Source organism: Flavobacterium sp. J27, assembly GCF_004303025.1.
GTDB lineage: Bacteria > Bacteroidota > Bacteroidia > Flavobacteriales > Flavobacteriaceae > Flavobacterium.
Genome location: NZ_PJQW01000011.1, coordinates 119,145 through 134,198 on the forward strand (window position 1 = coordinate 119,145; position 15,054 = coordinate 134,198).

General features: G+C 29.7%; 11 protein-coding genes. All 11 read left to right on the plus strand.

From position 1 onward, the window contains the following. The first annotated feature begins 2 nt into the window (after nt 1-2). The 11 genes from CX675_RS15065 (at nt 3) to eptA (ending at nt 14,999) form a co-directional block, all read left to right on the plus strand. Nucleotides 3-1,349, plus strand: coding sequence for an alginate export family protein (locus tag CX675_RS15065; protein ID WP_130736077.1), 1,347 nt, complete (start codon nt 3-5; stop codon nt 1,347-1,349). Between the two features lie 505 nt (nt 1,350-1,854). After that, entirely contained in the window at nt 1,855-3,126 is a 1,272-nt protein-coding gene (locus CX675_RS15070; RefSeq protein WP_130736078.1) for an NAD(P)/FAD-dependent oxidoreductase, read from the plus strand. A 736-nt stretch (nt 3,127-3,862) separates the two neighbouring features. Further along, nucleotides 3,863-4,885 carry an AraC family transcriptional regulator gene (locus CX675_RS15075; RefSeq protein ID WP_130736079.1) on the plus strand — a complete coding sequence of 341 codons (1,023 nt, stop codon included), beginning with the start codon at nt 3,863-3,865 and terminating at the stop codon, nt 4,883-4,885. A 516-nt stretch (nt 4,886-5,401) separates the two neighbouring features. Further along, complete coding sequence (locus CX675_RS15080; protein WP_370277806.1) at nt 5,402-7,810, plus strand: carboxypeptidase-like regulatory domain-containing protein; 2,409 nt, start codon at nt 5,402-5,404, stop codon at nt 7,808-7,810. Nucleotides 7,811-7,814: 4 nt separating this feature from the next. Next, entirely contained in the window at nt 7,815-8,651 is an 837-nt protein-coding gene (locus CX675_RS15085; protein WP_130736080.1) for a DUF4249 domain-containing protein, read from the plus strand. Between the two features lie 203 nt (nt 8,652-8,854). Continuing rightward, the gene (locus CX675_RS15090; protein WP_130736081.1) at nt 8,855-9,898 is read left to right on the plus strand and encodes a glycosyltransferase family 9 protein; all 1,044 of its coding nucleotides are present in this window, start codon (nt 8,855-8,857) and stop codon (nt 9,896-9,898) included. Between the two features lie 5 nt (nt 9,899-9,903). Further along, nucleotides 9,904-10,497: a phosphatase PAP2 family protein gene (locus CX675_RS15095; protein ID WP_130736082.1), complete on the plus strand. Its 594-nt coding sequence runs from the start codon at nt 9,904-9,906 to the stop codon at nt 10,495-10,497. Nucleotides 10,498-10,671: 174 nt separating this feature from the next. Further along, on the plus strand, nt 10,672-11,583 hold the full coding sequence (locus tag CX675_RS15100) for an SDR family oxidoreductase (protein ID WP_130736083.1): 912 nt from the start codon (nt 10,672-10,674) through the stop codon (nt 11,581-11,583). A 275-nt stretch (nt 11,584-11,858) separates the two neighbouring features. Further along, a complete protein-coding gene (locus CX675_RS15105; protein ID WP_130736084.1) occupies nt 11,859-12,608 on the plus strand; it encodes a phosphatase PAP2 family protein in 750 nt (249 codons plus the stop codon). Nucleotides 12,609-12,622: 14 nt separating this feature from the next. Next, nucleotides 12,623-13,492, plus strand: coding sequence for a phosphatase PAP2 family protein (locus tag CX675_RS15110; protein WP_130736085.1), 870 nt, complete (start codon nt 12,623-12,625; stop codon nt 13,490-13,492). Further along, nucleotides 13,479-14,999, plus strand: coding sequence for a phosphoethanolamine--lipid A transferase EptA (eptA, locus tag CX675_RS15115; protein ID WP_130736086.1), 1,521 nt, complete (start codon nt 13,479-13,481; stop codon nt 14,997-14,999). Before CX675_RS15110 ends, eptA begins: the two co-directional genes overlap by 14 nt. Nucleotides 15,000-15,054: the final 55 nt, after the last annotated feature.

Sequence of the window (15,054 nt, forward strand, 5' to 3'; positions counted from 1 at the left end):
ACATGAAAAAGAGTATAGTTTTTCTACTAATATTTTTAAATTCAGCTTTATTCGCTCAGAGTAAAGTTGAATTTAATTTTCTTAGATATAATGATAAAATATTTTTAGATAGTTTAGATAATAGTTTGTATTATAAATTGAAATGGATTAAACTTTCAAATAATAATTCAATTCATCTCTCTTTTGGAGGCGAAAATAGAATTCAATATCAATATTTCAATAATGAAAATTGGGATGAAACTCTAAAAGATAACAATGGATTTCTTCTAAATCGTACTTTATTTCATACAAATTTAAAATTTGGTAAAACATTTAGATTGTTCAATGAAATTCAAAGTAGTACTTCAATTAGTCGAAAAAATCCTAATCCTTTAGAAGAAAATCCTCTAGAAATGCATCAACTTTTCTTAGATGTTTCTTTCAACAGATTCCTTTTAAGAATAGGCCGTCAAGAATTGTTATATGGTTCACAAAGATTAATTTCTGTTAGAGAAGGTCCTAATAGTAGACAAAGTTTTGATGCTTTAAAATTAAACTATACAAAGAATAATTTTTCAGTAGATTTAATTTACGGAAGCCAAGTGCAAAATAAATTTGGAAATTTTAATGACAAGTTGCGTACAGAAATTAAACTTTTTGGGAATTACATAATATTTAAAGAAGTTAAATTTTTAGACAATATTGAATTGTATTTTTTTAATTTAGAAAAAAACAAAAGTGAATATAATGGTGTAATTGGAAAAGAAAACAGAAGTTCTCTTGGTACAAGAATTTATGGTAAATATGCCTTGTGGAATTACAATTTTGAAAGTTTATATCAGTTTGGAAAAATAGATAATAATAAAATAAAGGCTTGGACAATATCATTAGATAATAATTTGAGCTATAGCATTGTTAACTTGAAGCAAAAGTTGGGGTTTAAAACAGAGTATATCTCGGGCGATAGAGCCACAAGTAATGTAATAGAAACATTTAATCCACTTTTTCCTAAAGGGGCTTATTTTGGTTTAGCAGCCTTAATTGGACCATCTAATTTAATTGACATTCATCCTTATTTAGAGACCCAAATTAATAATAAAATGAATATAAATGTTGATTATGATGTATTTTGGAGAGCCTCAATATTTGACGGTATTTATCAACCAAATACTTCCGTCTTATTTCAGAAATCAGATTCAAATTCAAAGATGATAGGTAGTCAACTAGGAGTTCAGTTTGAATATAATATTAGTAATTTTTTAAATTTTACAATTGAAGGTACATGGTTTAATTCTGAAGATTTTATTAAAAGTGTTAGTAATGGGAAAGATATCTTTTTTACCGCTTCTACAGTAACATTAAAGTTTTAATTTATTCATTATAATATCTTTAGTAAGATACTCAATGATTCATTTAAAAAACGTTAACTCACTGTTCCTTTCTGCAAAAAACTAATTTTTCTTCCAATGGTTATCTACGTAAAAGAAGAATTTCTATAGAGAAGTTACTATTATTCATTAGATTGATTAATGCAACTTCTAATGGAAAGAAAATAGGAAGATACCTAGAATGTATAATCATTAGGGTAAGAGTAGAAGTTCTAGATATAGAACAAATTCAAAATAGATTGTGTACAGTTATGAAAGGGAACTACTAAAGCAAGTTTTTCAATTGAAATTATATAAAGCGTATTTAAAAAGAATAGTAAAACTAATTCAAACAAAAAACATCGGTCTTAACGATAAATTTCTTTTAATATACTTAAATTAAATAGTGAAAAGGCTAGCTTGAGTAATAGAATTGTGAGTTGTTATATAGTTTAAAATTTCCTATCTTTAAGTAAATTTTACTATATTTTAATTAAATAAAAAACTAATGAAAGTTAATATTGTTATAGTGGGTGGCGGTTTTGCGGGGTTAGAATTTATAAATTATTTAGGGAATAATGATAAATTTCAAATAACTCTTGTTGATGTAAACAACTATAATTTTTTTCCGCCTCTAATATATCAAGTTTCTACTGGGTTTATGGAGCCTTCAGCAATAAGTTATCCGTTCAGAAAAATTCTTCGGAATAAAAAAAATACTCGTTTCCGTTTAGGTGAATTGTTACGGGTTGAGCCCAATCAAAATAAAATTATATTAAAAAATGGGGAGCTACATTACGATATTTTGATTATGGCAACAGGAACAGAAAGCAATTTTTTTGGCAATAAAAATATTGAACAGTACAGCTTGCCAATGAAAACCATAAGCGACGCTCTGACCCTGCGAAATACAATTTTAACAAGATTGGATCGTGCAACAAGAGTACGCGAAGCAGAAGAACGAAAAAAACTTTTAAGCTTTGTAATTGCAGGAGCAGGTCCTACTGGAGTTGAACTTTCTGGAATACTATCTGAAATGAAAGCATCAATAATTCTTAAAGATTACCCCGAATTTGTAAATAACGATTTAGGAGACATTTATTTAATTGATGGGACAGATTCAGTATTAAATGTAATGACTAAAAAAGCACAATCATATACATATAAAAAGCTAATTCAATTTGGGGTAAAAATTAAGTTAAATACGCTAGTAAAAGATTTTAAAGACGATACCGTTTATTTATCCGATGGGAGCCAAATTTATAGCAAAAATCTCATTTGGGCAGCAGGTGTAAAAGCAAAAACGTTTGATGGATTCAATCTGGAAAGTTATGGTAAAGGAGGGCGTTTAAAAACAAATAGTTTTAACTTAGTAATGGGGTATAACAATATATATGCGTTGGGCGATAGTGCTATCATAACCACAGATGGACAATATCCTGATGGGCATCCACAATTGGCACAACCTGCATTGCAACAAGCCAAAAACTTAGCTAAAAACTTTGCTCGACAGGATGAAAAATGGGAAAAGTTTGTATATAACGATAAAGGGTCGTTGGCAATTATTGGTAGAAATAAAGCCGTACTTGATTTTCCAAATCATAAGTCTTCATGGAGCGGATTTATTGCTTGGTTAATATGGCTTTTTGTTCACATTATGGGATTAGTAAATTTTAAAAACAGAGTGCGAACATTCTACGATTGGATAGGCTACTACATTTTTAAAGACCAATCGTTTAGAATGATTATAAAACCTAACGAAAAAAATAAGCTTGAATAAAATTAGGGTTAAATAGACCTCAAGGATTTTATTAATAAAGTAATAGAATTGAGGTCTGTGCTTATCGCATGTAATAAATTAGTATAATTTTAGAGAATTAAAATTTTCGATTACATGAAGATGACTAAACGATAGTTAGTTTCGCATTATTTTCTATCAAATATAATTTTTTCCTTTTTGGATTGCAAGATGCTTTAATTTATATACCACAGCAACTAGTACTAGTGAATATTGAGAGGTAAAAAATAGAAAGAGAAACAACCCTAACCATATTCGGGGAGTAGATTATAAGCAACAATAACATAAAATTTATGCTAGGTACTTTTTTAGTCTTTGTATTTAATAATTACCAATTTTGCTGGCAGAATTATTGAGAAGTATTTATAATTTTTGTGAAATTGAAATTTTTACTAGTAAATTCTAGTGAGATATACTATCAATTAAATACTCTTTTACCCAAAAATCAGAAATAAAATCAAGCAATAAGGTGCATTAGAAAAACAAAATAGTTATAAATAAAAGACAAAGAAAAGTTAAAATGATAAAAAAGGGTGTGTGCAAGAATAATCATTTATCAAAAATTTCGTTATCTAAAAATAAATACTAATTCAAGAAAATTGATTGATGATTAGTCTAGTGAAGAAATGTTAGATTTTGGTGTTTTTTATTGCTTTTTCAATCGATTTACGTTTTTTTAAATTATTTTAGCCAACTCAATGACAGTGTTTGTTTATTTATGTTAGAAATAATTCAAATAATCGCTCTTATCCAGGGCTTGTTTCTTTTAAGCGTTCTGTTTGTCAAACAAGAAAGTTATAAACGGGTAAATTTTTTACTACTTTTAGGAACAATTATTGCTATACTTTTAAATATTGTAGGTGATGATGATTTTAATTTGTTTTTTTCTAACGCTAATTGGTATTTTTTCCAGTCACCTTTAATCATTACATTGTTTTTTTTACTTATAAAGTATCACAATTCAAAACAAGATAAATTTCAACTTAGAGATTTTCTTTATTTTATTCCGTATTTATTTTTTATTATACTACAAATCGTTGAAGATATTATTGACTTAGTGGAGAACATATGGTTAATAATAGGAGAAACTATTGCTGGTGTTACATTATTAGTTTATTTAGGGTATACCATTTATGATATCATCAAGAACCAAAAGGAAAGATGGATGCTGTTTTTTATAGTGCCTTATGCCTTATTGAACTTAATTGATGAAGCTTCATTTATTGTAACAAAAAGTCATAATAATTTTTCTTTCTTAGAAAGTTATGGAATTATTGGGTTGTCGGCAATACTTCTCTATATGATTTTATTTAAGCTTGTTGTGTCACCAAAATCGATACTGCCAAAGGCTGATACTAAAGCTTATAAAACGTCAAGCCTTAGTAAATCCAAAGCAGAACTATATAAAAAAGAGTTTTTAAGACTCATGGAAAAAGAGAAACTTTTTACCAATAGTAACATAACGGTTAACCAAGTAGCTCAAAAAATGGGTATTCCAAGGCAGTATTTGTCTGAAGTGTTGAATGTGTACTTAAAGTCCAATTTTCAGGACTGTATGAACAAATATAGGGCCGAAGAATTTGTAGCATGTCTCAAAAATGATAAATTCAAGAATTATTCTATTATGGGTATTGCTAACGAAGTTGGTTTTAAATCTAAATCCTCTTTTAATACAACATTTAAAAAAATATATGGGGTAACTCCTAGTGATTTTAAAAAAACGCAATCTACAGTAATTTAAACATTACTTTTTCTCTTTACTTATTTAAATTCTTTATAGAAGAATAACCTTCCAAATCCACTTCCAGAAAATCTCTTAGAAATTAAAAAACTTCTATTTTTTGAGAGATATCGTATTATTTTCTTAGTTACTATAATCAAATACTAGTATTGTAGGAACATGTTAAGGCTATTTGAAATTAATAGCTTCAATTACTAGAGCCTAATCTAAAAACAGCTTTTTTTAGGGTTGCACAGTTTTTTTAATTGAAACAGATATCTTCTTACAATTTTAAAAATAAAATGTGTACAAATGCTGATATTAACAGTTTTCTAGGTGCTATAAGCGCATTTAGAACCTTTGATGTTATGTTGTTTTTTGTGCTTTAAGTTTTTGAAAATCAATAAATTAAATTTTAAATAGACACGTATAAGTACTGAAAGCGGATTCAAAACCTACTTCATTTTGATTGCTATGGAGACAAGTCTAATTTTACCCTGGTTAAATGAAAAACCTTAATTAAAATTTCTTGTAATTATGACAAAAACGAAGCAATTAAAACCTTTTAGGTCAAGGAAAAAATTGGCCTTATTTGTAATGGTGATGTTGTATCCCATATTCTTTTTCGCACAAACAAAACATACAATTAGTGGTGTAGTTAAAGATGCAGCTAATGGAGAAACACTCTTGGGTGCAACTGTCCTTTTAAAAGGTACTTCCATAGGAAGTACGACCAATGAATATGGTTTTTATTCTATCACAGCACCGGAGGGAAAGTATACCTTAATCATTTCCTATTTAGGATTTACAACTTTAGAAAAAGTTATAACCCTTACTTCTAATCAAAAACTGAATATTGAGATCAAAGAGGATGCTGCCAAATTAGATGAAGTAATCATCACAATTGAAGAATCAAAAAAAGTAAATCTTCAGACACCACAAATGAGTGTTGCAAAACTAACAACTAGTGAAATCAAAAAGATACCTGTTGTTTTAGGAGAGGTCGATCTAATCAAATCCATTCAATTGTTACCAGGTGTTACTAACGCAGGAGAAGGAGCATCTGGTTTCAATGTACGTGGTGGAGCTGAAGACCAAAATCTAATTCTTTTAGATGAAGCAATTATTTACAATGCCTCACATTTGTTTGGTTTCTTCTCCGTATTTAATGCCGATGCTATTAAGGACATTAAATTATATAAGGGAGGTATTCCAGCCCGATTTGGAGGTCGAGCTTCATCGGTATTAGATATACGACAAAAAGACGGAAATAGTAAAGACTTTGAATTTACTGGAGGTATTGGTGCTATTTCTAGTCGTTTTGCAGCAGAAGGGCCTATGTTTAAAGACAAAGGGTCTTTTTTGATGGCTGGGAGAGCTTCTTATGCAAATCTATTTTTAGCCTTAGCCAAAGAAAGCAGTAGAGCAGGATTTTACGATTTAAATCTAAAAACTAATTATGAAATTGACGAGAAAAACAAATTGTATCTATCGGGTTATTTTGGTAATGACAATTTTAACCTTGGAGGAATTTTCTCTAATTCATATGGAAATCTCTCAGGAAACTTGAGATGGAATCATATTTTTAATAACAAATTATTCTCTAATGCATCTTTAATATATGGTCGATATAATTATAATTTAGAAATTCCTGTTGAAGGAATTGATTGGAAATCAGATATCAATAATTATAATATACGCTATGACTTAGGGTATTATGCAAGTGATAAATTAAAATTTGATTTTGGAGTAAATGCTATATATTATAATTTTAATCCAGGAAGTCTAAAACCTTTAGATGCCAATTCAGGTGTTAATCCTAAAAAATTAGATGATAAATTTGCTTTAGAAACTGGTGTGTACGCTAGTTTAGAGCACAAAATTTCTGATAAGATTACTGCTCAATATGGCTTGCGTTTCAGTTACTTTAATAGACTAGGAGAGCAAACCTTAAATAATTATGCTAATAATTTGCCAGTAGTTTATAACGAACAATTAGGTATTTATGAGCGTGCCGAACCTATTTCTACTACTTATTATGGTAAAGGAAAAAGCATAGCAAAATTCCATAATTTAGAACCTCGATTTGCGCTTTCTTATCAGCTTAACGAGAAATCTTCTTTTAAAGCCAGTTATAATCGAATGGCTCAATACTTACATTTAATTTCTAACACTACTTCAGCTACACCATTAGATGTTTGGGCCCCTAGTGGTAAGTTTATTAAGCCTCAAATGGCAAATCAATATGCTATAGGTTATTTCAGAAATTTCAAGGAAAATATGTTTTCTATTGAAGCAGAAACTTATTTCAAAACCATAGACAATAGGGTAGATTATATCAATGGAGCTGAACTTATAGCTCAAAACACCATTGAAACCGAAATTTTAACTGGTGAAGGTAGAGCCTATGGATTAGAATTTTTATTACGAAAAAATAAAGGTGATTTTACAGGTTGGGTATCATATACATTATCTAAATCGCAACAACGTACTCCTGGAGGTAGAGCCGGTGGGTTAGGGATCAACAATGGGCAATGGTATAACTCTAACTGGGATAGAACTCATGATTTTTCATTTACGGGTAGTTATAAACTCAATGAAAAATGGCAATTTGGAGCTAATATGATATTCCAAACTGGACGACCAGTTACTTATCCTAATGGGAAGTTTTTATACAATGGTTTATCTGTAGCCACCTATTCTGAAAGGAATGCGGATCGATTACCAGCCTATCATAGATTAGACCTATCTGCAACCTTAACACCTCGGAAAAATAAAAATAGAGAATGGCAAGGGGAATGGGTATTCGGTATATACAACGTTTATGGCCGAAAAAATGCAGCTTCTATTTCTTTTGGTCAAAATCAAGAAACTGGCGTAACTGAAGCCACTAGAACATCCATATTTGGTATAGTTCCTTCTGTAACATACAACTTTAAATTTTAAAATAATGAAAAATATAAATAAATATAAGAAATTAGGGATACTCCTAATCATAATTGGATTATTAAACTCTTGTACCGATGTTGTAAATGTTAATGTCCCAAATGGAGGTGCGCGCTTAGTGGTTGATGCATCTATTAAATGGGAAAAAGGTACTTTGGGAGAAACACAAACTATTTATTTAAGAAAATCAACTGCTTTTTTTGATAACAATCCAAATGTTCCGGTAACGGGTGCTTCTGTAACAATTACCAAAGAAAATGATGGGTCAATATTTGTGTTTGTTGACCAGAATAATGGTAGTTACACTGCAACTGATTTTGTCCCAGAATTAAATGCATCCTACACTTTGGAAATTCTGTACAACGACAAATTTTACACTGCTACCGAAACGTTAATTGCTGCGCCTACAATTAATCGAGTTGAGCAAGCTATTGAAAATTCAGGGGATGATACCGAAATTCAACTTCAAGTATTTTTTGACGATCCAGTAGCTGTTGAAAATTATTATTTAGGCGAATTTACTCCATCTAATTTACCAATACCTGCTCTAGCTGTTATCAAAGATGAATTTTCAGATGGCAACGAAAACTTTATTCAAAACGAAAATGACAAATATGTTGCTGGAGTAACTGTAGGTATTAATGTGTATGGTATTTCGAAACGTTATTATGACTATTTAAACATATTAATTCAACAATCTGGAAGTGATGAAAACGGACCTTTTCCAACTACTCCTGTGCAGTTAAAAGGGAACTGTACGAATATTAATGATTCTAACGAAGAAGTATTAGGGTATTTTAGACTAGGAGAGTTTGATACTACATCATATACCATTAATTAAAAATTATTAAAAAAGGTGGTTTTAAGTTGTCAAAATGCGTATTGGTAACTATTAAGATAAAATAAATGCTATTTGCATAAATACATTTTTGCATAAATATCTAGAACCACCTTTAATTTTTATAGTATAAAACAACCTGATATAATATGATAATGTGTGAGAAACAGATAAAATTCTAAGAGACTCACAAAAAAATAATAATTATGAATCTCAAAAAAAGTATCAATGATATAAAGAGGAAAGTGGTTAGATTTCTTACAGGTAGTTTTAAAAATAAGATAGGTAACACGTTGATTAATAATGATGATGTAAAAAGAATCTTAATTTGTAGACCGAATCATAGATTAGGAAGTTTATTATTGCTTTCACCTTTGGTTCAAGAATTGGAATCCACATTTCCTAGCAGCGAGATTGATCTGTTGGTAAACCAATCTTATGCAATTCAATTATATCAAAATTATGATAATGTTAATCAAATTATTGAGTTACCAAAGAAACCCTTTCTAAATATTATAAAGTTTATAAAAACATTGGTTTGGCTTAGAAGTATGAAATATGATTTAGCTATAAATGCTGTTATGGATTCTTCTTCTGGTAGAATATTTACAAGTATTTCTAATGCAAAGTTCAAGTTAGTAGTAGATAACAATGAAGGTAAAAAAGAAAAACATATTGCAAAGCAAGTTGTCTATTCCTTGAGAGCATTTTTACCTATGATAGGAGTTAGAACAAATGATTCGATTCTTGCTAGCTTAGACTTGAGACTTGCGAATGATGAACTAATACAAGGAGGTAGTTTAGTATATGATTTAGTTCAAAACGCGCAACCAACCATTTGTTTGTACACTCATAATTCAGGGAACGAATGCTACACTGATAAATGGTGGCTTAATTTATATAAACATTTACAGCAAGCATTTCCAGATGTAAACATTGTTGAAATACTTCCAAATGAAATGGTCTCAAAGATTGGTTTCAGAGCCTTAGTTTTATATTCTAACGATATACGGAAGTTAGCTGCTATAATTGCTAACACAGATATTTTTATTGGCGTTGATAGCGAAGTAATGCATTTGGCTAGCTCTTCACTTACTCCTACCATTGGCTTATTTTCTATTACAGATACAGAAAAATACATGCCTTACAATGAAGGTAGTGTTGCTGTCAAAAATAATGAGTTAGAAATCAATGAATTGATAGTGCTTATTAAAAACATACTGTATCCTAATTTAAACACTTCAGCATAAGTCCTATGAATATTATCACAATTTTACAGCGAAGACGATATGGATTTAGGTTTTTACTGATGCTTTTGTTCTTGAATTCCTTATTAACATATGGACAGCAAGACCCACTGAGCTCATCTCAAAAGACACATAAGATTGCAGGAGATGTTTTACTTGGTACAATGCCAGCTTTAGCGCTAAGTTCTAGTTTTATTTGGAGAGATGGTCAAAAAGGTAGCTATCAATTTTCCAAAGCCCTAGCATGTACTATTGCAGTAACGTATGGTCTAAAATTAGCTATAAATAAAGAACGCCCCAATGGTGAAAACAACAATAGCTTTCCATCGGGTCATACTTCTGTTGCATTTGTTAGTGCTGCATTTGTACAAAAAAGATACGGTTGGACATATGGTGTTCCAGCCTACCTCTTGGCAGGATATGTTGGTTATACAAGAATGGAAGCCAAAAAACACGATGGCGTAGATGTGTTAGCAGGTGCCACTATTGGTATTGGAATGAGTTATCTGTTTACCAAACGGTTTGATGATAAAAAGAAATTGGGTATTTCTTCAGGGTTTATCGAAAATACACCTACAATAGTTCTAACCTACAAATTTTAATGTACATACTAGTTAGGAGCATGACACTAATTTGAACAATTAAATGCGTTAAAAATATAGTACGGTTTGCAAAATATCAATGCATCAATGATTAATCTATCTGGTGCTTACTTAATAGATTTTAAAATGTTATCGCAAAGAGTAAGATTATGGTAAATCTTAGTAGGTTAAAAAATGAAAGAAAAAATGACAAAAAATGATAAAATAATAGTGACAGGAGCTTCTGGTTACTACGGGTATGCAGTTATTGAATCATTGCTAAAAAATGGAGTGAACAGAAGTTTGATTTATGCAATGGTAAGAGATTATACAAAAATAGAAAAATTAAAATCTTTGAATGTAAATATTGTATTTGGCGATTATAATAATTACAGTTCTATGTTGGTAGCATTTTCTGGTATAGACAAACTCCTTTTTGTATCAAGTAACGAATTGGAAAACAGAATCGAACAGCATATTCAAGTGGTGCAAGCTGCTGAAGCATCTGGAATAAAATATATTCTTTACACAAGTCAGATGCATAAAGATGTTAATTTTTCCCCTATTGATTTTATATTGAGCTCCCATTTAGCGACAGAAAATGCCATTAAAAGAAGTAAGATGAATTATACCATATTACGAAATGGACTCTATATGGATATATTGCCTTCATTTTTAGGTCAGCACATTTATAAATATGGTATTTATCTACCTGCTGGTAATGGGAAAATAGGGTTTGCTTTACGAAGTGAAATGGCCGAAACTGCTGCTAACGTGTTACTCTCAAAGAAGCATACAAATAAGACGTATAATGTATCGGGAAATAGTTATTCATTTTCAGAAATTGCCGAGTATATTTCAGAAATGACAGGTAAAAATATCACTTATTTAAGTCCTAGTTTAGACGCTTTTATCAATACTATGATAAATCACGGAATGTCTAAAAAATATATCAAGATGATTGGTGGTTTTGCAGCTGCTTCAAGACAAGGGGAATTTGAAAGTGATGGTTTACAAATGGAAAAACTGTTAGGACGTAAACCCCTTCCAGTGAAACAATATTTAGAAGAATTTTTTATTTTAAATTTTTTGAGCAGTGTTGTGTAAAGAGTTGATTTATACAAGACCATATTTGCTTTCGAAAATTATGTATATCTACAATTTCCCAGACAATATAATTTTCAAAAGATTTGATGAACTGTAAAAAAAATTTATGAACTACATAGTTTGGTTTATAACATCTCTTTGAGATTATCTTCTAAGTAAAATAAATGTATTCTTACTTATTAGGCTGATTGACATTTGCTAGTCAAGTCTTATTACCTAGTTTATTCATTATTGGATAGACATAGGATGCTATTAATTTAAATAAAATGTAAATAATGAAAAAAATCATAATTGCAGTCTTTCTATTCTTTTCTTTTTTAGAAGTTTGCGGACAATATACTTCAATAGATTCCACAAAAAACAAGACAAATGTCGAATTCAAATTAAAATCGCTTATCATTCCTAGTATTTTAATTGGATATGGTGTGGTAGGACTTAAAAGTCTTACCTTAAAAGATATAGATAACAGTGCCAAAAATGAGTTTAGAGAGCATGATGATAAGAAAACAAACATAGATGATTTTTCTCAATATAGTCCGCTTTTATCTGTATATGGCTTAAATGCGCTTGGTATACAAGGAAAACATAATTTTAAAGATAGGACTATAGTTTTGGCAACGGCATATCTACTCATGGGTAGCTCAGTAAACATTCTAAAAAAAACTACAACTGTTACTAGGCCAGATGGCTCTTCTGCAAACTCTTTTCCTTCTGGGCATACCGCTACTGCTTTTATGGGTGCCGAATTTTTATATCAAGAATATAAAGAAGTATCGGTTTGGTATGGTATTACGGGTTATGTAGTAGCTGCTGGTACTGGGTTGTTTAGATTGCATAACGAAAGGCATTGGTTTACTGATATAACCACAGGTGCGGGAATAGGAATTTTAAGTACAAAAATAGCTTATTGGATTCATCCCTTAATTATGAAAAATATTTTTAAAGAGCGAACAAATGCAACTGGAATTGTTATGCCTTTTTATAATGGAAAAGAGTATGGGTTGGGTTTAACATTGACATTCTGATGAGATTCTTTAAAATGAAAAAAACATTAAATTCATTACTGTTAATAAACCAAGAATTAAATGTTTGTGTAAGTAATAATTTTAATAAATTAAGATTGATTTCTCTTTTTTTACCTCTCTTGTTATTATTATCAATTACTTTGTATCTCTTCAAAGAAGATGCCTTTTCCGTTGAAGCTTATGTTTATATTCAAAAGGAATTGTTTCTTTTTATTAATTATAAATTAGGTCAGTTTCCAAATACTATATATAATATTACCCAATTAGGAGACGCTTCTATTATTTTGTCATTTTTAGGTGTTTTTATTTTGTATGCTCCAAAAATAGTTGAATCTTTATTATCAGCTTCTTTGGTTTCTCTTATATTTTCCTGCATATTGAAGAATATTTTTTTAGTACCAAGACCCGCCATGATGTTTGATAATAACAGTTTTGTTATTATTGGAAAAACAGCAGTGGGTTGTGCCAGTTTACCCTCTGGGCATTCAATTACGGTCTTTGCAACACTAACCATATTGTTGTTTGCATTCATGCCTATAAAACTATTATCTAAAATAATATGGTTTTTTTTTATAATTCTCATAGGATTAAGTATAGTATTTACCCGTGTAGGTGTAGGAGCACATTATCCTTTAGATGTTGTTGTTGGTGGTATTTTAGGTTATTTAGCGGCTCTTATAGGCATTTTTTTCACCAAAAATTTTAGCCCGTGGACATGGATAACTCATAAAAAATACTACCCTATAATTATAGTTTTATTGTCTGTATTAGCTATTACTTTAATATATAAAATAGTCACTAAAAATTTAATTATATTTTATGTTTCCTTAATTAGTTTGGTAGTAACATTAATAATAATCACCAGTATTTATGTTAAAAAGTAAAATCCAATTAGTTCCTTTTGTGTTAATCGCAAGTTTTGTTAATTTTTTATTCTTTCATTATCCTTTTTTTAAATATGTCTTTACTCTACTTGATTATACTAGTTTTAGTGGAATTAGCCTTATTATTTCTTTAGTAATCGCGATACTGATTGCCAATGCTTTTGTATTATATCTTATCTTTTTTCTTTCTCGATTAGTTGGAAAAATTGTATTAGCCTTGGTCTTTATTATTAATGCAATTGTTGCGTATTTTGTGAATACTTATCATGTTATAATAGATATTACAATGATTGGTAATATATTGAATACTGATTATGAAGAAGCCAGTAGTTTCTTTTCTTTTAAATTGATTGTCTATCTTATTGTATTAGGTATTATTCCAATATTTTTTATAATTAAACTTACCATCCTCAAAGAAACATTGAAACGATTTTTAATTAACTTTTCCTTTACATTTCTCTTTCTAGTCATTTTTGTCTTTATTAATGGTGGTAATTGGAGATGGATCGATCAAAACTCAACGAAATTGGGAGCCTTGGCAATGCCTTGGTCTTATATAGTAAATACCTCAAGATTCTATATTTATAAAAATAAAGAAAATGAAAAAGAGATTTTATTACCCGATGCGAAAATAAAAAATGAGGTAAAGTCTATTGCTATTTTAGTTATTGGTGAATCGGCAAGAAGTAAAAACTTTTCGCTATATGGTTATGAAAAACGGACTAATCCATTATTGGCTAAGGTTAAAAATTTACATTGTTTTGATGCTACTTCTTGTGCAACATATACAACAGCAGGTGTAAGGTGTATCTTAGAACATACTAATTCGGGTAAGCTCTATGAGGTTTTGCCTAATTATTTATTTAGAAATAATGTAGAAGTTATATGGAGAACCACCAATTGGGGAGAACCACCAATTCATATTAAAAATTTTTTTAGAAAAGAAGATTTAATAAATAGATGTGAAGAACAAGAGTGTCATTATGACGAGATTCTCTTAAAAGGCTTAAAAGAACAAATTTTAGCCAGTAAAAAAGATAAAATACTTATAATTTTACATACAAGTACAAGTCATGGACCATCATATAATACCAAGTATCCACCCAAATTTGAAAAATTCACTCCAGTTTGCAAAAGTGTTGAACTGGGAGAATGTACCCAAGAAGAACTTATAAACGCTTATGACAACACGATTGTTTATACAGATTATATACTGGCTCATTTAATTAATGATTTACAGGATTTACAGGAATATAAGAGCATGATGTTGTATGTTTCAGACCATGGTGAATCGTTAGGAGAAAATAATTTATATATGCATGGAATACCTGCCTCTTTTGCCCCTCGTGAGCAATTAGAAATTCCATTTATAGTATGGTTATCAGACGACTATAAAAAATTGAAATTAAATCAAACCCTGTCACAGAATCATGTGTTTCATAGTATCTTGAATTTTTTAGCTGTAGAAAGTCCAATATATGATGAAAATATGAATATATTTAAGTGATTAAATATTTAAAGTAAAGATTTAAATTTGAATTATATAAAAAATAAAATAAAAT